This window comes from Catenulispora subtropica, assembly GCF_039531675.1.
GTDB classification, from domain to species: Bacteria; Actinomycetota; Actinomycetes; order Streptomycetales; family Catenulisporaceae; genus Catenulispora; species Catenulispora subtropica.
Genome location: NZ_BAAAQM010000010.1, coordinates 42,083 through 59,697, shown reverse-complemented (window position 1 = coordinate 59,697; position 17,615 = coordinate 42,083). Strand labels below are relative to the sequence as shown.

The window sequence follows — 17,615 nt, the reverse complement described above, 5'->3', positions numbered from 1 at the left end:
GAGCCAATGGATCATGATCAGGATTCTGATAAGTACCCCCCTCCGGTCTACCGACTGCTGGGCCAGGTACGGATCGTGGACGGCCGGGGCCGAACGCCCGCGTTGCGGCCGCAATGGCGGGCCACTCTGGCCTGCCTGCTGTTGAACGCGAACTCCGTCGTCACCTTCGAACGGCTCGCCGGCGCGCTGTGGGGCCACGACGCCCCGCCCACCGCGCGGACCCAGATCCACGCCGCCGTCTCCGCGCTGCGCCGGGCCGATCCCGGCGCGGCCGTGGAGTCGGTCGCCGGCGGCTATCTGCAGCGTGTCGGCCCGGAGGACCTCGATCTGTTCGCGTTCCGCGCCCTGGTCGCCCGCGCCCGCGCGACGACCGACCACGACCGGGCGAGCGACCTGTTACGCCAGGCGCTTGACCTGTGGCAGGGCGAGGCGCTGGCCGACATCACCTCTGATTACGCCGCCGCCGTGCGCCGCCAGCTCGCCGAGGAACGGTTCCAGGCCTACGAGCGGCTCGCCGAGGCCGAACTCGCCTGCGGCCGCCACGACACGCTGGTCCCGTTGCTGCGCCGGCTGCTGGCGGAGGACCCGCTTCGAGAACGCTTCACCGCCATGCTGATGCTCGCGCTCTACCGCTCCGGGAAACAGGCGGAGGCGCTCGCCTGCTACGAACGCCTGCGCGGCCGGCTCGCCGACGAACTCGGCATCGATCCGGGGTCGGCGTTGCGCGACCTGCACCTGGCGATCCTGCGGCACGCCCCGTCCCTGGACGGCGACCGCCCGGCCGCGCGGCCGACGCCCGCGCACCTTCCCGCCGCCGTGCCGGGGCTGGTCGGCCGGAGCGGGGAGCTGGCCGAGCTCGACCGGTCGGTCACCGCCGGATCGACGTCGACTCTCGCCGTTGTCAGCGGAAGCCCGGGAGTCGGCAAGTCCGCCCTCGCCGTGCACTGGGCCCACCGCGTCGCGGACCGGTTTCCCGACGGCCAGCTGTACGCGGACATGCGCGGCTCCTCGCCGACCGGCAAGCCGGTGGACCCGGCCGAAGTGCTGCAGGGATTCCTGGAAGCCCTCGGCGTCCCGGCACGGCGGCTGCCCACGACGACCGACGCCCGGATCGGGCTGTACCGCAGCCTGCTGCGCGATCGCAAGGTGCTGATCCTCCTGGACGACGCCCGGGACGCCGAGCACGTCCGGTGGCTGCTGCCGGCCGCGCCACAGTGCTTCACCCTGGTGACCAGTCGCAGGGAACTGACCGGACTGGTCGCCGCCGAGGGCGCGCGACCACTGGTCCTGGACATGCTCACCGACCACGACGCCCGGACCCTGTTGCTGTCGCGGCTGGGCGACGACCGCGCGGCCACCGACGCCGCCGCCCTCCAGCGGATCGTCCACCGCTGCGCCGGCCTCCCCATCGCACTCGCGATCGTGGCCGCCCGCGCGGCCCTGCGCCCGGCCCTGTCGCTCGGCGAGCTCGACACGAAGCTGGGCCAGCCGGTGCGGCTGGACTGGTTCGACGGCGGAGATCCGGCCACCGACCTCCGGACCCTGTTCGCACGGTCCTACGCGGATCTCTCCGAAGGCGCCGCCCGGCTGTTCCGCCTGCTCGGCCTGCACCCGGGCCGGACCTTCACGCCGACCGCCGCCGCCGCTCTCCTGGGACGGGGACCGGAGGCGACCGGCCAGCTCCTGGAGGAGCTGGTCCGAGCACACCTGCTGACCGAGGAGAGCCGCGGCCGCTTCACATGCCACGACCTGCTGCGTGCGTACGCGCGGGAACTTTGCGACGACCCGGCGGCCGAACGCCGGCTGCTCGATTTCTACCTGCACTCCGCCTACGCCGCCAATCAGCGGTACCGGCCCAAAATGGGCACCCTCCACCTGGAACCGCCGGCCGAGCCGGTGCCCCTGGAGCGGTTCGGCGACCGCCAGTCGGCCCTGGACTGGCTCAGGGCCGAACACCAGGCCCTGCTCTCCGTCGCCGGCCGCGCCGTCGCCCTCGGCCTGGACCGGCACGCCCGGCAGTTGGGCTGGGCGGTGCGCGCCTACCAGCAGCATCCGGTCCACTGGCAGGCGGAGCAGCGTGTCCAAGCCATGACCGGCGAGCCGACCCGCTGCAGCGGCGGCGACATCGCAACCAAGGCTCTGACCCGCAGTGGCTGAGCCCCGCTTCGGCTGAAGGACCGGTCGAAGCACCCACTCCCATCTCAGGAGGCCGCGGTTCGAGCGAGTCCTCGGGCTACACGCTGCCTTCCGCGACGGTCACTCCGGCGTCCGCCTGCTGGAGCTCGCGCTCACGGTCCGGCCCGCTCCGCCGCACGACGGCGAACGGAACCGGACTCCGCGGGTCGGCGCGTCGCCCTCACCCGGCCGCGAGGTCCAGGCTGGCGGGGATCGCGGTGAACGCGTCGTGCAGGCGGGCGAGCAACGTCTCGCGTCCCCCGTCGGCGCCGGACCGGACCCACTCGCGCGCCGAGACGCTCCAGGCCGTCATCGTCAGTTCGGACAGGACGTGCAGCCGCAGGTCTTCGGGGTCCAAGCCGAGCTTCGCGGCCAGGGTGGCCCGCGCCCGACGCTTGACGTCGTTGCGCTGGAGTTCCACCTGGGACAACAGCGCGGCGGCGGTCATCACCAGGCGGCGCGTGGCCACGTAGCGCTCGTCCCAGTCCGGCGGCAGGGCTGTCGCGGCCTCAGCAAGGGTGTCGCACAACGCCGGGAAGACCGGACCGGACAGGCCGCGTGCTTCGAGGGCGGCCAGCCAGACGGTCCAGACCTCGGTCTCGGCCTCGATCGCCGCCGCCTCCTTGCTGGGGAAGGTGCGGAAGAACGTGCTCTTCGAGACCTCCACGGAGTCGGCCAGCTCGTCGACCGTCGTGGCGTCGAAGCCCTTGGCCGTGAACAGCGTCAGCGCGGCGTCGGCCAGAGCCCGGCGGGTGCGCAGCTTCTTACGCTCGCGCAGGGGCAGGGAGCGGTCGCCGGACGGGGAAGTCGGAACGCTCGGAGCGGTCGGCATGACGGTCATCATACCGCATGTGACGCCGAGAGCCGATAGACATCCAGCCTCTATCGATACTTGACACTTTTTGAGACTCAGTGTCATTCTCTACTCGGCGCCAGACGGCACGACGGCGCCGCCGCCGACCAACCAGCAACCAGCAACCAGCAACCAGCAACCAGCAGGCACCAACCACCAGGAACCGACCACCACGCAAGGAGCCCGACCATGTCAACCGCCAGCCCTGCCGCCGTGACCCTGAACCCCCAGATCCTCGGCCAGGCCGAGAACGCCCACCGCGCCCTGCTGGAGAAGGTCCTGGCCGGAACCGGCCTGGACTACCCCGCCTGGGTCGCGCTGAAGCTGGCCTCCGTCGGCCCGACCGGCACCGGCGACCAACTCGCCGCCCGAGTCGCCGCCGCCACGAAGCTCGACACCGCAAAGGTCACCGCCGCCCTCGACGCAGTCATCGCCGCCGGGCTGCTGGAGTCACGCGACGGCGAGCTCACTCCCACCGCCTCCGGCGACGACCTGCACCGCGATCTGTCCGCCACGATCGCCACCACGCTCGGCCGCGTCTACGGCCAGGTGTCCGCCGAGGATCTGGCGGTGGCCGGCCGGGTCCTGGCCACGGTGACCGCGGGCGTCAACGCCGAACTCGCAGCCTCCTGACACCCGAACCCGGCAGCCGGAGACACCGTCCAACGCCCAAGGCCGCTACGCTGGCAGCGATCGACATGCCGTGTACGCGGACGGGGGGATCGATGTCCAGGAAGGCCCGCGGCCTTTCCGCGCTTGTGGTCGGCGCTCCGGTGAGCATGGCCGCGTGGCAGTTCGTGCCCTTGGCACAACCGGCTATAGGCGCTACGGGGGTTGTGCTGTTCGGCAGATGGCTGACTCGAATCGTCATCGGCGAACTCCGTGACTGAACGCGCCCAGGGGCGCCAGCGTGAAACACGGGTCAGCAGCGGTGTCGCCTGAACAGCGCCATCCGATGCCCGGCGCGGCCGGACCACCCCGCACGATCGAGATATGTCCTTGCATGGCCTCAGAGTCACCCTCCAGCCGCCCGACGGCACCCCGTTCGTCGAGGACGCCATCCTCACGCTCGCGACGGGATCCAACGGTGGTCAGGTCTACAGCGGCAACGGCGGCTTCTGGATCGAAGTCATCGACGACGCTGACGGCACCCACCGCGTCGTGGACTTCGGCTGGCCGGACGGGAAACGCGAGCACACCATCGTCGGCCAGGAGTCGATCATGATGTAGTCGCCGCCGGCCGACGGCCCTCTCCTCGACGAGCTGCCCGGTCGCCCGCCCCGCACCTTCGAGCAATGGGCGCGAGCCGACGTGGAGCGATTCCGGTAAGAGTCAGCGCTGCCGTGCAGCACGCCGAGCCTTGATCGCAGCGCGGCGTTCCTCGAACTTGCGAGCCTGTGCGTCCAGGGCGTCGAGATAGTCACCGATCTCCGTCTGGGCACGCTGCCCATCGGGACCGAGCCCGCCGAGCGTCAGGACTTTGAGGTGACGCAGGACCGGACGCAACACGTCGTCGTGATGGATCCGCAGGTCGTAGACGCCGCCCAGGGCGATCGTGGCGGCGGCGCGCTCGAACCCGGGCATGCCGTGCCCCGGCATCCGGAAACCGGTCACGACATCGGCGACAGCTCGCATCCCCTGGTCCGGAGCCGCCTCGATCGCCGCGGCCAACAGGTTCCGGTAGAAGATCATGTGCAGGTTCTCGTCCGCCGCGATGCGGGCCAGCATCTGCTCCCCCGCCGCGTCGCCGCATTCCCGGCCGGTGTTGCGGTGCGAGATCCGGGTGGCCAGCTCCTGGAAGGCCACGTAAGCGATCGAGCGCAACGCGGAGTGCCGATGATCCGACTCGAAACCACCGCTCATGTGAGTCATGCGAGCCGTCTCCAGCGCCGCGGGATCGACGGCACGCGTGGTGAGCAGGTAGTCGCGCATCACCATGGAGTGCCGGGCCTCCTCGGCGGTCCAGCGGTGCACCCAGGTCCCCCAGGCACCGTCCCGGCCGAACAGGGTCGCGATCTCACGGTGATAGCTGGGCAGGTTGTCCTCAGTGAGCAGGTTCACCACCATCGCAGTGCGGCCGACCTCGGTCAGCGACGACTGCGCGGGGTCCCACGGCTGACCACCCAGCGGACCATCGAAGTCCAGGCCCTGGCTCCACGGCACGTACTCGTGCGGCATCCACTCCCGGAACACGCCCAGGTGCCGGTCGATCTCCCGCGCGACGACGGGTTCCAGATCGACGAGCAGGCGGGCATCGGTCCACGTCGTGCGGTTCGGGGGTACGGCAGGGCTGGTGGTGCTCATGGCGGTGGTCTCCAACGTCGGTGATCAGCTGGGTTACGCCACCGTAGGTTCGGGCGGATGGCCCCGACCAGGGCCGAAAGGCCCTAATGGGGTTCCGAAGGAGGCCGCCAAGCGGTGCTCAGCGTCATCGACGCGAATCGCAGGCAGATACCCCCGAGGGCTGATGGGAGCTCGCCCCTACGAGGGAGCCGGCGATCATCCCAGAGCTCGATGATCTCTACCGCCATTCCCGCGAAGCTGATCTCCGTGAAGACATGGAGAGCTCAGCCGACCGAACAGCCCGTCGCACGCTGGGCGGAACGTACCGCGCATGCCATACCGCTCCTGGTGCTGCCCTGGTGCCTGTGGCGATTGCCCTTTGGGTTCGGTTTCACCATGGGAATGGCCGAAGATCAGGGGAGCTTGGCTGGATGGGCACCCTTCTACGTCTTCGGCCTCAGCATCTTCAGCGAGGGCGCGGCGCACCTGGCTTACGGCCTGGTCCGGGGCTGGGGTGAGGTCGTGCCGCGGTGGGTTCCGCGGCTGGCTGGCAGGCGGATTCCACCGCTCGCGGCGGTCGTCCCGGCGACCGTCGGGGGGCTGGTGATGACCGGTGTACTGATCCAGACCGTTTTGATCTGGTTGCACACGCCAGGGATGAAGGGCCCCGAGTACAGCTCGGCCTGGTGGCGTCTGCTCTCGGATATCTGCATCGCTCCCGGCCTGCTATGGGGGCCGCTCGTCCTGCTCCTCACCCGCGCCTACTATGTCAGGCGGAGTCGAAGTGAGTCTCGCATACGCCGCTGACCGGCATGGACGGCAACGGTCCATATTCGGTCACCGGGCCGTCCGCCGATGCCGGGACGACGCCGAGCGCCGCGGCCGCGGCCCAGACACCGGCCGATGCCAGGGCTCTCCGCATGCGGTTCCATGAGCACACCGACAGACCCATGATGACCTCAGCAACTCGTAAGACCGGCGAAGGAGAGCCCCTCCGATCCCTGACTGCCCCAGGGGCCGAGGAGAATACGCAATGTCACCCGAACGTGGCGGTGGTAACCGGGCAAAGCGCGTCCGCCTCTCGCCTTCGGCCGACGGTCCATCAGCTCACGGCACCGAGTACGGCGCCCCCACGATCCACCCACCCGGGCTGGGTTCGGGCAACGGCTCGTCGAGATCCCCGACGCTGAGCAGTTCCACCGGATCACCGAGGCGGATCGTCCCGGGGCGGCCCACCCAGCAGTTCAGCGCCAGCTTGGTCCCGAACACGCGGTGGATGCGGCGCAGCACGTCAAGGTTCTGGGAACCGTCGTCGGGGTCGATCGTCGTCACGATGCAGCGGGCGCGCAGAGTCCGGACTCCGATCAGCGCCTCGCCGATCCGCAGCACCGCACCCGGCCACTCACGCTCGGCCAGTCCCGGTACGCCGCCGACGACGATGTTCGGGCGCAGGCGGCGTCCGTCGTAGCCGAACGCCTCGATCCCGCCGTCGGTGGCGACCAGCAGCGGGAGCACGTCGAAGCGCTCGGGACCGGTGTACCAGACCGGTTCGGCGCCCTCGCCGGCCGCGTGGCGGACCAGGTCCGCGGCCTCCGGGCCGTCCCACGGCAGACCATTGATACGCACCGCGCCGTCGGGGCCGGTGGTGCCGTCCAGTCCGAGCAGCCGATGCCGCGTCCGGGCGGTGGCTACGTCGCCTCGCTGCCGCACGTGGACCACACGGTCACCGGCCACACCGTCCGCGGTCAGCACCGCCGAGCCGAGCCGTTCACCGCGCAGTGACTTCACCGGGTACCGCCACAGCTCGGCAACATGCATCACACCGCCACCTTTCTAATGCATAAACAAGGCTGTATCCGTTAGTATGACGTCCTCGCCTTCTAACGGCAACTGGAGGACCGTTACGTTAGATGCGCGATCGCCCACCGGAGCCGAGCGGCACACCGCGGCCCGCGTTGCCCGGCGGCGGCACCGCCCGGTGCAGCGGCTGGTGGCAGCGATGCGGCGCTGATCGGCGCCAAGGGCGGATTCCGGCGGTGGGGTACAGACGGGGTGCGCCACTCAGCGGGCTTCAGCTGCCGCCGGTTCGGTGGTCACTTCCTCGAAAGACGGGCGTCCGGCTGGCAGGTGCCAGACTTACGGGCGCCCCGACATGTGGCGCGTTTACCCATGTCAGGCGGGGTACAAGCCAGATCGTGCCGTCGAACCTCGACAGAATGACCAAACGCGCCGTCAAGCGGGTGCCGTCACCCCTGCTCCGCTGGGGTCTGCGGCTGGGCGCGAAGATCCTGCTGCCTCTGGTCGGAGCCGCCGCGACCGCCGGGGTCCAGCGGCTTCGGGGGCGGTTCGGGCCTCGCGTCGGTGCGGAGGGGATGGTGATCGTCGAGATCAACCGGGAGCTGAACGAGCTTGCTCCGGCGTCCGGAGATCCCGCGGCGCCGCTTGTCGTTCTCGCCGAACGGGCGGACCTCACCCTGGCCAGGGTGCCCGAGCGCCCCGACGTCACCTGCCTGCGGGCCGTGCCCAAGCGGGTCGGTGACGACATCCGTCAGGAGGTCGCCCTGGCCAAGCAGCTGCTGGATCGTTGACGGGCGGCGCGGGCAGAGCCCGGGTCTCAGTCCAGGAAGCCGCGGAGAAGCATGGCGGTGCCGTCGAGGTGTTCGAGCATCGCGCGGCGAGCGCCGTCGGGGTCTCCGGCGAGCACGGCGTCGGTGATGCGCTCGTGCTGCTGGGCGGCGTGGCGGAGGTTGACCTGCATCATCGGGATGGATTCGAGGAGGTCGTTGACGCGGAGGCGGGCCTCGGCGACTGCGGCCTTCAGCTGGGGGGAGCCTGACAGTTCGGCGACTGTCAGGTGGAAGCGGGTGTCGGCGATCCGGTAGTTCTCCTGGGTCGCCTCTTTTGTGGCGGTCATGCGGGCGGTCAGGAGTGCGCGGACTTCGGCGTCGAGGGTTCGGGCCGCGGCGGCTTCGGCGGCGCCGGCTTCCACGACGCGGCGGAACACCAGCGTGTCCTCGAGGCCGTAGGGCAGGAGGTCCAGTGCGTCGCGGAGGTGTCCGGGGGGTGCCGGGGTGCGGAGGATGTAGGTGCCGCCCGAGCGGCCGCGGCGGCTTTCGACGATGCCCTCGGCTGCCAGCACCCTGATGGCTTCGCGGAGGGTGTCGCGGCTGACGCCGAGCAGGTTCGAGAGCTCGCGTTCGGGGGGCAGGCGGTCGCCGACCGGGACCTCGCCGAGTTTGATGGCCCGCAGGATCCGCTCGATCGTGTCCTCGAAGGCGTTGCCTGCGCGGACGGGCTGGAACAGGGAATAGGCATGGACGCTCCCGTCCGTCACGGCCATCCACGCTCCTTTCGAAGGCTGGTTCTCCGGCCCCTGGGGCCGACCTGCTCGAAGAGTCTTCCATGCCGGGGCCGGGCGTAATCTTCGCAGGTGGAAAAGCCCGGCGATCCGTCCAATGGCGGCGCTTGAGGCGCCGGACTTCCCGTTGTCCATTTTGCCAGCATCGGTGCCGTTTCTGGGGATGGCGCCGCACCCTCTTGACACTCCCGAGGGGTCCGGGGAAACTTGCGGGCACGGCAATGGCCTGCTTTCAAACCATTAAATCCCGTGACGCGCTCCATCCACCCTGCTTGTTGGAGGTGCTCCGTGACCGCTGAACCCACCGGGACGGTCCATCCGTCCGAAACCGTCGACGCCGTCCTGGAGGAGGACGAGCGCCGGTTGCACGAGATGGGCTACGCCCAGGAACTGGCCCGGTCGATGTCGGGCTTCTCGAACTTCGCCGTCTCGTTCTCGATCATCTCGATCCTGTCGGGGTGCCTGACCCTCTACGGTTACGGTCTGACGACCGGCGGCCCGGCGATGATCACCTGGGGGTGGCCGCTCGTCGGCGCGATGACGCTGCTGGTGGGGCTGGCCATGGCCGAGGTCTGCTCCAGCTACCCGACCGCCGGCGGACTCTACTTCTGGGCGGCGAAGCTGGCTCGGCGCAACGGGGCCGCCTGGTCCTGGTTCACCGGCTGGTTCAACTTCCTCGGCCAGGTCGCGGTGACCGCGGGCATCGACTACGGCGCCGCCCTGTTCACCAACGCCTTCCTCGACATGCAGTGGGGCTTCGCGGCCACGCCGGGCCACACCGTGATGGTCTTCGGCGTGATCCTGCTGCTGCACGCCCTGCTGAACACCCTCGGCGTGAAGCTGGTGGCGCTGTTCAACGACGTCAGCGTCTGGTGGCACGTCATCGGCGTCACGATCGTCGTCGGCGTGCTCGCCTTCTGGCCCTCGCACCACGCCTCGGTGAAGTTCGTGTTCACCAAGTTCGTCAACGAGACCGGCTTCCACAACCCGCTCTACGTGGGCCTGCTGAGCCTGCTGCTGGCGCAGTACACGTTCACCGGCTACGACGCCTCGGCCCACATGACCGAGGAGACCAAGAACGCGGCCGTGTCCGGGCCCAAGGGCATCGTCAACTCGATCCTGGTCTCGCTGGTCGCCGGCTGGGTGCTGCTCATCGGCATCACGTTCGCCATCAAGGACTACGACGGCGCGGTCAACAGCAGTACCGGGGTGCCGCCGGTCCAGATCTTCATCGACGCCATCGGCACGACCGGGGCCAAGCTGCTGCTGCTCATCGTCATCGGCGCGCAGTTCTTCTGCGGCATGGCCTCCGTGACCGCCAACTCCCGCATGATCTACGCGTTCTCCCGGGACGGCGCGCTGCCGGGCTCGAAGATCTGGCACCGGATCAGCGACCGGACCCGCACCCCCGTGAACGCGGTCTGGCTCGCGGCCGGCGGAGCGTTCGTGCTGGGCCTGCCGTCGCTGTGGAACAGCACCGCCTACGCCGCCGTGACGTCGATCTCGGTCATCGGCCTCTACATCGCCTACGTCATCCCGGTGTTCCTGCGGCTGCGCCAGGGCTCGTCGTTCGAGCGCGGTCCGTGGCACCTGGGCCGGTGGAGCCGTCCGGTGGGCGTGCTCGCCGTCACCTGGACCGGGGTGATCACGGTGTTGTTCATGCTGCCCACGGTCAGCCCGATCAACGCCAAGTCCTTCAACTACACGCCGGTCGCGGTCCTGGTGGTCCTGGGCTTCGCCGGGCTGTGGTGGCTGGTCTCGGCCCGCCGCTGGTTCACCGGACCGAAGGTGCAGGGTTCGCTCGCCGAGCTCGAAGCCGTCGAAGAAGCCATCGAACAGGAGCACAAGACCCGATGAGCCCGTTCCACCCCCGCCTGACCCTCGACGAGCTGGCCGAGCTCGTCGGGACCGGACGGATCGACACGATCGTCATGACCATCACCGACATGCAGGGACGCCTGCAGGGCAAGCGGGTGGCCGCCGACTTCTTCCTGGCCGACGTGGTCGCCCACGGCGCGGAGGGCTGCGGCTATCTGCTGGCGGTGGACGTCGACATGAACACCGTCGACGGCTACGCCATCTCGTCCTGGGACGAGGGCTACGGCGACCTCGTGATGGCCCCCGACATGTCCACCCTGCGCCTGGTGCCCTGGCATCCGGGCACGGCGATGGTCCAGTGCGACGTCACGCACCACGACGGCACCCCGGTGTCCGTCTCGCCGCGCCAGGTGCTGCGGCGCCAGCTCGACCGGCTCGCCGCGTACGGCTGGGACGCTTACGTCGGCACCGAGCTGGAGTTCATCCTCTTCAAGAACACCTACGAGCAGGCCTGGGAGCGCGACTACCACGGCCTGACCCCGGTGAACCAGTACAACGTCGACTACTCCGTGCTCGGCACCGGACGGATCGAGCCGCTGCTGCGCCGGATCCGCAACGAGATGGCCGGCGCCGGCATGGTCGTGGAGTCGGCCAAGGGCGAGTGCAACCCGGGCCAGCACGAGATCGCCTTCAAGTACGGCAAGGCCTTGGACACCTGCGACGACCACGCGGTCTACAAGACCGGCGCCAAGGAGATCGCGAGCCAGGAAGGCTCGAGCCTGACGTTCATGGCCAAGTACAACGAGCGCGAGGGGAACTCCTGCCACATCCACCTGAGCCTGCGCGACCAGAGCGGCGCCCCGGTGATGGCCGGGGAGGGACCGCACGGGTTCTCGCCGGTCATGGAGCACTTCCTGGCCGGGCAGCTGGCTTGTCTGCGCGACTTCTCGCTCCTGCTCGCGCCGAACGTCAACTCCTACAAGCGCTACATCGCCGGCAGCTTCGCCCCGACCGCGATCGCGTGGGGCCGGGACAACCGGACCTGTGCGCTGCGGGTCGTCGGCCACGGCTCCTCGCTCCGGTTCGAGAACCGGGTGCCGGGCGGTGACGTGAACCCCTACCTCGCGGTCGCGGCCCTGATCGCCGCGGGGCTGCACGGCATCGAGAACGGATTGGAGCTGGAGCCGGAGTTCGCCGGCAACGCCTACGCCTCCGACCGTCCCCGCGTGCCCTCCCGGCTGCACGACGCCGTCGAGGCCTTCGAGGGGAGCACGGTGGCCGCGTCCGCCTTCGGCAAGGACGTCGTCGAGCACTACGCGCACGCCGGCCGGGTCGAACTCGCCGCGTACGAGTCGGCGGTCACCGACTGGGAGCGCCGCCGGGGGTTCGAACGCCTGTGAACCACCGTCCGCTGATCGGCGTCAGCAGCTACCTCGACCAGGCCGCGTGGGGCGTGTGGAACCAGCGCGCCGCGCTCATCCCCCACTCCTACATCAGCGCCGTGACCCGCGCCGGAGGCGTCGCGGTGCTCCTGCCGCCGCAGGAGTCCGGCGCCCTGGAGGCCATCGCCTCCGTCGACGGTCTGGTCCTGGCCGGGGGCCCGGACCTGGACCCGGGCAACTACGGGCAGGATCCCCATCCCAGGACCGGCGCGCCCAACCTCGAACGTGACGACTGGGAGTTCGCCCTGCTGGGCGAAGCCCTGCGCCAGCGGATCCCGGTGCTCGGCGTGTGCCGCGGCATGCAGCTGATGAACGTCGCCATGGGCGGACAGCTGGTCCAACACCTGCCGGACGACCTCGGCGACCAGGGCCACCAGCCGGCGCCGGCGACGTTCGGGGAGCAGACGGTCCGGGTACGGCCGGCGAGCCGGCTGGCGACGATCGTCGGCACCGACCCCGTGCCGGTGCGCTGCTACCACCACCAGGCCGTGGCGAAGATCGGCCGGGACCTGCTGCCGGCCGCCTGGTGCGGCGACGAGACCGTCGAGGCGGTCGAGATGGCCGACCGGGACTTCGTCGTCGGCGTGCAGTGGCACCCGGAGGCCGACCCGGGCGACAACCGGCTGTTCGACGCCCTCGTCGAAGCGGCGGCCAAGAACGCGGACACCAGAGAGGCGGAGACACGATGACGGCCACGACCACCGCGAGCGGTGCGGAGCCGACCGTCCACGAGGTCGTCAACCCGGCCACCGAGGAGGTGATCGCCAAGGTCGAGCTCGCGGGCGTCGCCGAGACCGACGCCGCGATCGCGCGCGCCGCGCGCGCCTTCGAGAGCTGGCGGGCGGTGGCGCCCGCGGACCGGGCGCGGCTGCTGCGCGCCTTCGCCGCCGCCGTCGACGCCGACCGGGAGCATCTGGCCGCCCTGGAGGTCGCCAACGCCGGCCACACGATCGGCAACGCGCGCTGGGAGGCCGGCAACGTCCGCGACGTGCTGGAGTACTACAGCGCCGCGCCGGAGCGGAACTTCGGGCGGCAGATCCCGGTGGCCGGCGGCATCGACCTGACGTTCAAGGAGCCGCTCGGTGTCGTGGGCGTGATCGTGCCGTGGAACTTCCCGATGCCGATCGCGGGCTGGGCGCTGGCCCCGGCGCTGGCGGCCGGCAACCCCGTGGTGCTCAAGCCGGCCGAGCTCACGCCGCTCACCGCGATGCGGCTGGAGGACCTGGCTCTACGGGCCGGGATCCCGGAGGACGTGTTCCAGGTGCTGCCGGGCCGGGGCTCCGTGGTCGGGCAGCGGTTCGTCACCCATCCGGCGGTCCGCAAGGTCGTCTTCACCGGTTCCACGGCGGTCGGCAAGCAGATCATGGCCGGGTGCGCGGCGCAGGTGAAGCCGGTGACGCTGGAGCTCGGCGGGAAGAGCGCGAACATCGTGTTCGCCGACGCGGATCTGGCGGCGGCCGCGGCCAGCGCTCCGTCCGCGGCCTTCGACAACGCCGGGCAGGACTGCTGTGCGCGGTCGAGGGTGCTGGTCGAGGCTTCGGTGTTCGACGAGTTCATGGCGCTGCTGGAGCCGGCGGTGCGCGGCATCCGCGTCGGCGATCCGCGGGAGGAGTCCACCGAGATGGGGCCGCTGATCTCGGCCGCGCATCGGGCGAAGGTCGCCTCGTACGTGCCCGGCGACGCTCCGGTGGCGTTCCGCGGCTCGGCGCCGGACGGTGCCGGGTTCTGGTTCGCGCCGACGGTGCTGTCGCCGGTCGAGCGCGACGCGGCCGCCTTCACCGAGGAGATCTTCGGGCCGGTGCTGAGCGTCGTGCCGTTCCGGGACGAGGAGGAGGCGGTGCGGATCGCCAACGACACCGAGTACGGGCTGTCCGGGTCGATCTGGACCCGCGACCTCGGCCGGGCGCTGCGCGTGGCCCGCGGCGTGGAGTCCGGCAACCTGTCGGTCAACTCCCACTCCTCGGTGCGGTACTCGACGCCGTTCGGCGGTTTCAAGCAGTCCGGCCTCGGCCGGGAACTCGGCCCGGACGCGCTGGACGCGTTCACCGAGACCAAGAACGTTTTCATCGCTACGACAGGGAACTGAGATCATGAGCAACCGACTGGACGGCCGCGTCGCCGTCATCACCGGCGCCGGCAGCGGGATCGGCCTCGCGAGCGCGCGCCGCCTGGCCGCGGAGGGCGCGAAGGTGGTGTGCGCCGACCTGGACCCGGTCTCGGGCGAGCGGGCCGCCAAGGAGGTCGACGGCCTGTTCGTCCAGGTCGACGTCACCGACGAGGAGGCGGTGAAGGCGATGTACGCCGCGGCCGCCGCCGCCTACGGCAGCGTCGACATCGCGTTCAACAACGCCGGCATCTCCCCGCCGGATGACGACTCGATCCTGGAGACCGGCCTGGACGCGTGGCGGCGCGTGCAGGAGGTCAACCTGACCAGCGTCTACCTGTGCTGCAAGTACGTGATCCCGTACATGCGGGAGCAGGGCAAGGGCTCCATCATCAACACGGCGTCGTTCGTGGCGGTCATGGGCGCGGCGACGTCGCAGATCTCGTACAGCGCCTCCAAGGGCGGCGTGCTCGCGATGTCGCGTGAGCTCGGCGTGCAGTTCGCGCGCGAGGGGATCCGGGTGAACGCGTTGTGCCCGGGGCCGGTGAACACGCCGTTGCTGCAGGAACTGTTCGCGAAGGACCCCGAGCGGGCCGCGCGGCGTCTGGTGCACATTCCGCTGGGGCGGTTCGCGGAGCCGGAGGAGATCGCCGCGGCGGTGGCCTTCCTGGCCAGCGACGACTCGTCGTTCATGACGGCGAACACGTTCCTGGTCGATGGAGGGATCTCGGGGGCGTACGTCACGCCGATGTAGTAAGGCGATGTAGTACGGCGGCCGTCAGCCGCCGAGAGCCTCCTCGGTGATGCGGGGGAACTCGGCGGCCATGGCTTCGGCGAGGGCTTGGGCACCGGAGAGGGGGCGGACCATGACCATGAAGTCGTCGATGCGGCCGTCGGCGTCGAAGTGCAGGAAGTCGCAGCCGTCGACCTGCTTGCCGTTCACGGTGGCGGTGAAGACGAGGGCGTGGTCGCGACCGTCGGGTCCGGCGATTTCACGGACGTACTCGAAGTCTTCGAAGACCCGGAGCACGGCGCGCAGGATCGCCGAGGTGACCGCTTTGCCCGGGTAGGGCTTGAAGGCGACGGGGCTGGTGAACACGACGTTGTCGGCGAGCATGGCCTCGATCGCGGCGGTGTCTCGTGCCTCGACCGCTTCGCGGAACGGGTGCATCGGGCTCCTGGTCGGGAGAGCTGAGCTACTGCTCAGTATGGGTAGGTCGTCCCACAGGATAGCCGGGGAAGCGTCCCGGGGCTTTGGCCCCGGGACTCTTTCTGTGTCACGTGATGCGCTGGTGCGGTGCGGTGCGGTGCGGGTCGTTGTCGCGCGGTGTGGTGTCGCGCGGTGTGGTGTCGCGCGGTGTGGTGTCGCGCGGGTGGCTCAGTGGACCGCTACGTCGTCGAACTTGGTGTAGGTCGCGTCGCCGGTGTAGTTGTCGTCCTTGCTGGTCAAGGTCAGCGTGTAGCTGTGGCCGGCGGTGACCGTCGCGTTGACCTGCTTCCAGCCCGAGGAGGGGTTGACGCAAGTCTTCGGGAGCGGCGTCGTGGTGGTGCCGGTGGTGTTGTCCTTCAGGGTCGCTGTGGCCCAGTCGTAGGTCACGGTGTCCGGGCAGGTCACGTTGTACCAGAACGTCAGGGTGCTGGTGGCGGCCGGGGCGGTGAAGGTCTGGGCGATGGTCGAGGTGGTGCTCGGCGAGGTCGAGCCGACCATGGCGGCGTCAGCGCCGGTGTGCGGGCCGGAGGTGGTGATCGCGGTGATGCCCGTCGTGGTCCAGCCGGCCAGGCTGCCGGCCTCGAACCCGCCGTTGGTGATGCCGCCGCCGGCAGGGTTCACCGTCCAGGTGAAGGACGTGCTGCCGAAGGCGTTGGTCGGATCAGTGGCCTTCACCACCGTGGTGCCGGCGCCGGCCGTGGTCGGGGTTCCGGAGATCAGGCCGGTCGAGGCGTTGATCGACAGGCCGGCGGGCAGCCCGGTGGCGGTGTAGGTCAGAGTCTGGCCGGGGGCGCTGTCGGTCGCGGTGATCTGCAGGGATATCGCGGTGCCGACCGTGCCGGTCTGGTCGCCCGGGTTGGCGACGGTCACGGTGTGGCCGCTCGAGCCGGAGGCGGCGACCAGGGCCGGGACGAACTTGGCCGCGTCCACGGTGCCCCAGCCGGAGACGATGTCGAAGCCGGTGCCGGCGCAGTAGCCGACGACGGTGGAGGTCGAGTTGCAGCCGCTGGTGACATCGACGATGCCGGATGCGGTGCCGTTGGGGCCGATCGCGTAGAGCGCGGGGTTGATCAGGCCCAGGCCGCGGCCCGCGGACTGGTCGGCCAGCCCGACCAGCGCCGCCATCAGCGGCGAGGACTCCGAGGTGCCCGACGTGCCCTCCAGGGTGATGTCGGGCAGCGAGCGGCCGGTGGCACCGGTGGCGGTGGCGGTGTTCTGCTGCCAGGACGGGATGCCGAACTCGTGGGACACGCCGCCGCCGGAGCTGGACCACAGCACGTCGGGCTTGGTGCGGGTGCCGCTGCTGTTCAGCGACAGGACGGTGCCGCCGACGGCGGTGACGTAGGTCTCGTCGGCGGGGAAGGAGACCACGCGCTTGCCCCAGTTGGTGGAGTTGTCCGCCTGACGGCCGTCGGCTCCGTCGTCGCCGCTGGAGGCCAGGACGGTGACACCCGCGTCGGTGGCGGCCTTGAAGTGGCTGTCCAGGTCGTGCAGTTCGGTGGAGCTGGTGAAGTCGTCCTCGGGCGTGCCCAGGCTCATCGAGATCACGTTCGCCAGCTTGTTGGTGACCACGTAGTCCATCGCGGTCATCATCTCCGGGAATCCGGACAGACCCTGGACCTCGGCCACCGGCGTGGCGATGATCATGATCTTCGCCCCGGGCGCCAGCGTGTGGATCATGGTGATGTCGAGGTCTGTCTCCCCACCCCAGCTGTCGCAGGAGGGGTCCACACCCGGATCGGTGCAGGCGGGAACCGGACCGGCCGGCTCGATGGTCTGGACCGTCGTCGCGGGCAGGCCGTTCTGGGAGTCGTAACTGTCGATGTAGGCCTGCGCGTTCTTGTCCCCGAAGGAGACCAGCGTCGCGATGGTGAGCCCGGTGCCGTCGATGTGCTGCGCGAACAGCGGCCCGACGTCATAGGCCTTCTGCAGCCCGGACGCGGACGAGCTGAGCATGCGCATGGCCATGTCCGCCCGCTCGGCGGGCGTCGCCGCGGCGCCCACGCGGACCGCGGCGTCGCTGAAGTGGTGACCGCTGCGGCCGTGTTGCGGCTGCGGCCCGTGGGCGGATGCGGCCTGCACGGCGCCGCCGCTGAGGGTGAGCGCGCTCGCCGATGCCAGCACGACGAGTGCGGCGCCGAGCCGCATCGCGCCGCGCTTGCCGAACCCTGATACTGCCCGATGCATTGACTCCTCCAAGGAGTGGCAGGGGAGGTTGTGAGGGTGACGGTGACAGAAGAGAGCTCAAACGGTAACCCCTGGTAGCACCAAGGTTTGGTCAAGCCGTTGGAAGTGTGCGCGGCGGCGCGGGGACGCGGCATCGCGACGCCGAGGTACCTCGCCCCCGAGGTACCTCGATGCCGCAAGACGGG

The 17,615-nt window shown here is 70.2% G+C and carries 16 protein-coding genes; 10 read left to right on the top strand and 6 right to left on the bottom strand.

The window, feature by feature from the left end:
* Positions 1-6: 6 nt before the first annotated feature.
* Positions 7-2,157, top strand: a complete 2,151-nt coding sequence (locus ABD466_RS11200; RefSeq protein WP_344656911.1) for an AfsR/SARP family transcriptional regulator — start codon at positions 7-9, stop codon at positions 2,155-2,157.
* Positions 2,158-2,356: 199 nt separating this feature from the next.
* On the opposite strand, the gene ABD466_RS11195 is transcribed toward ABD466_RS11200, so the two are convergent.
* Complete coding sequence (locus tag ABD466_RS11195) at positions 2,357-3,007, bottom strand: TetR/AcrR family transcriptional regulator (protein ID WP_344656910.1); 651 nt, start codon at positions 3,005-3,007, stop codon at positions 2,357-2,359.
* A 210-nt stretch (positions 3,008-3,217) separates the two neighbouring features.
* Here ABD466_RS11195 and ABD466_RS11190 point away from each other — a divergent pair, with 210 nt between their 5' ends.
* Both ABD466_RS11190 and ABD466_RS11185 read left to right on the top strand, forming a co-directional pair.
* On the top strand, positions 3,218-3,661 hold the full coding sequence (locus ABD466_RS11190) for a MarR family transcriptional regulator (protein WP_344656909.1): 444 nt from the start codon (positions 3,218-3,220) through the stop codon (positions 3,659-3,661).
* A 360-nt stretch (positions 3,662-4,021) separates the two neighbouring features.
* Complete coding sequence (locus ABD466_RS11185; protein ID WP_344656908.1) at positions 4,022-4,258, top strand: hypothetical protein; 237 nt, start codon at positions 4,022-4,024, stop codon at positions 4,256-4,258.
* Between the two features lie 102 nt (positions 4,259-4,360).
* Here ABD466_RS11185 and ABD466_RS11180 read toward each other — a convergent pair whose 3' ends face one another.
* The gene (locus ABD466_RS11180; protein WP_344656907.1) at positions 4,361-5,332 is read right to left on the bottom strand and encodes an acyl-ACP desaturase; all 972 of its coding nucleotides are present in this window, start codon (positions 5,330-5,332) and stop codon (positions 4,361-4,363) included.
* A gap of 210 nt (positions 5,333-5,542) precedes the next feature.
* Between ABD466_RS11180 and ABD466_RS11175 the strand changes: the two genes are divergently transcribed.
* Complete coding sequence (locus tag ABD466_RS11175; RefSeq protein ID WP_344656906.1) at positions 5,543-6,118, top strand: hypothetical protein; 576 nt, start codon at positions 5,543-5,545, stop codon at positions 6,116-6,118.
* A 300-nt stretch (positions 6,119-6,418) separates the two neighbouring features.
* Here the strand turns inward: ABD466_RS11175 and ABD466_RS11170 are convergent, their stop codons facing one another.
* Positions 6,419-7,129, bottom strand: coding sequence for an MOSC domain-containing protein (locus ABD466_RS11170; protein ID WP_344656905.1), 711 nt, complete (start codon positions 7,127-7,129; stop codon positions 6,419-6,421).
* 398 nt (positions 7,130-7,527) lie between these two features.
* On the opposite strand from ABD466_RS11170, the gene ABD466_RS11165 reads away from it, so the two are divergent.
* The gene (locus ABD466_RS11165) at positions 7,528-7,899 is read left to right on the top strand and encodes a hypothetical protein (RefSeq protein ID WP_344656904.1); all 372 of its coding nucleotides are present in this window, start codon (positions 7,528-7,530) and stop codon (positions 7,897-7,899) included.
* 26 nt (positions 7,900-7,925) lie between these two features.
* Here ABD466_RS11165 and ABD466_RS11160 read toward each other — a convergent pair whose 3' ends face one another.
* Complete coding sequence (locus ABD466_RS11160; protein WP_344656903.1) at positions 7,926-8,651, bottom strand: FadR/GntR family transcriptional regulator; 726 nt, start codon at positions 8,649-8,651, stop codon at positions 7,926-7,928.
* Between the two features lie 420 nt (positions 8,652-9,071).
* Between ABD466_RS11160 and ABD466_RS11155 the strand changes: the two genes are divergently transcribed.
* Genes ABD466_RS11155 through ABD466_RS11135 form a run of 5 tightly spaced genes read left to right on the top strand, consistent with a single transcriptional unit; the run spans position 9,072 to position 14,787 of the window.
* Positions 9,072-10,526, top strand: a complete 1,455-nt coding sequence (locus ABD466_RS11155; protein ID WP_425558628.1) for an amino acid permease — start codon at positions 9,072-9,074, stop codon at positions 10,524-10,526.
* Positions 10,523-11,887 (top strand): glutamine synthetase family protein, encoded by a 1,365-nt coding sequence (locus ABD466_RS11150; protein WP_344656902.1) that lies wholly within the window; start codon positions 10,523-10,525, stop codon positions 11,885-11,887. Before ABD466_RS11155 ends, ABD466_RS11150 begins: the two co-directional genes overlap by 4 nt.
* Positions 11,884-12,618, top strand: coding sequence for a gamma-glutamyl-gamma-aminobutyrate hydrolase family protein (locus ABD466_RS11145; protein ID WP_344656901.1), 735 nt, complete (start codon positions 11,884-11,886; stop codon positions 12,616-12,618). Before ABD466_RS11150 ends, ABD466_RS11145 begins: the two co-directional genes overlap by 4 nt.
* On the top strand, positions 12,615-14,015 hold the full coding sequence (locus tag ABD466_RS11140; protein ID WP_344656900.1) for an aldehyde dehydrogenase family protein: 1,401 nt from the start codon (positions 12,615-12,617) through the stop codon (positions 14,013-14,015). Before ABD466_RS11145 ends, ABD466_RS11140 begins: the two co-directional genes overlap by 4 nt.
* A gap of 4 nt (positions 14,016-14,019) precedes the next feature.
* Positions 14,020-14,787 (top strand): 3-oxoacyl-ACP reductase, encoded by a 768-nt coding sequence (locus ABD466_RS11135; protein ID WP_344656899.1) that lies wholly within the window; start codon positions 14,020-14,022, stop codon positions 14,785-14,787.
* A gap of 24 nt (positions 14,788-14,811) precedes the next feature.
* Here the strand turns inward: ABD466_RS11135 and ABD466_RS11130 are convergent, their stop codons facing one another.
* The gene (locus ABD466_RS11130) at positions 14,812-15,204 is read right to left on the bottom strand and encodes a nuclear transport factor 2 family protein (RefSeq protein WP_344656898.1); all 393 of its coding nucleotides are present in this window, start codon (positions 15,202-15,204) and stop codon (positions 14,812-14,814) included.
* A 207-nt stretch (positions 15,205-15,411) separates the two neighbouring features.
* Positions 15,412-17,430: a putative Ig domain-containing protein gene (locus tag ABD466_RS11125; RefSeq protein ID WP_344656897.1), complete on the bottom strand. Its 2,019-nt coding sequence runs from the start codon at positions 17,428-17,430 to the stop codon at positions 15,412-15,414.
* Positions 17,431-17,615 lie beyond the last annotated feature (185 nt).

Coding starts and splice junctions, on each gene's coding strand:
- ABD466_RS11200 (WP_344656911.1), top strand. CDS start 7: ATGGATCATGATCAGGATTCTGATAAGTACCCCCCTCCGGTCTACCGA.
- ABD466_RS11195 (WP_344656910.1), bottom strand. CDS start 3,007: ATGCCGACCGCTCCGAGCGTTCCGACTTCCCCGTCCGGCGACCGCTCC.
- ABD466_RS11190 (WP_344656909.1), top strand. CDS start 3,218: ATGTCAACCGCCAGCCCTGCCGCCGTGACCCTGAACCCCCAGATCCTC.
- ABD466_RS11185 (WP_344656908.1), top strand. CDS start 4,022: ATGTCCTTGCATGGCCTCAGAGTCACCCTCCAGCCGCCCGACGGCACC.
- ABD466_RS11180 (WP_344656907.1), bottom strand. CDS start 5,332: ATGAGCACCACCAGCCCTGCCGTACCCCCGAACCGCACGACGTGGACC.
- ABD466_RS11175 (WP_344656906.1), top strand. CDS start 5,543: ATGATCTCTACCGCCATTCCCGCGAAGCTGATCTCCGTGAAGACATGG.
- ABD466_RS11170 (WP_344656905.1), bottom strand. CDS start 7,129: ATGCATGTTGCCGAGCTGTGGCGGTACCCGGTGAAGTCACTGCGCGGT.
- ABD466_RS11165 (WP_344656904.1), top strand. CDS start 7,528: ATGACCAAACGCGCCGTCAAGCGGGTGCCGTCACCCCTGCTCCGCTGG.
- ABD466_RS11160 (WP_344656903.1), bottom strand. CDS start 8,651: ATGGCCGTGACGGACGGGAGCGTCCATGCCTATTCCCTGTTCCAGCCC.
- ABD466_RS11155 (WP_425558628.1), top strand. CDS start 9,072: ATGTCGGGCTTCTCGAACTTCGCCGTCTCGTTCTCGATCATCTCGATC.
- ABD466_RS11150 (WP_344656902.1), top strand. CDS start 10,523: ATGAGCCCGTTCCACCCCCGCCTGACCCTCGACGAGCTGGCCGAGCTC.
- ABD466_RS11140 (WP_344656900.1), top strand. CDS start 12,615: ATGACGGCCACGACCACCGCGAGCGGTGCGGAGCCGACCGTCCACGAG.
- ABD466_RS11135 (WP_344656899.1), top strand. CDS start 14,020: ATGAGCAACCGACTGGACGGCCGCGTCGCCGTCATCACCGGCGCCGGC.
- ABD466_RS11130 (WP_344656898.1), bottom strand. CDS start 15,204: ATGCACCCGTTCCGCGAAGCGGTCGAGGCACGAGACACCGCCGCGATC.
- ABD466_RS11125 (WP_344656897.1), bottom strand. CDS start 17,430: ATGCATCGGGCAGTATCAGGGTTCGGCAAGCGCGGCGCGATGCGGCTC.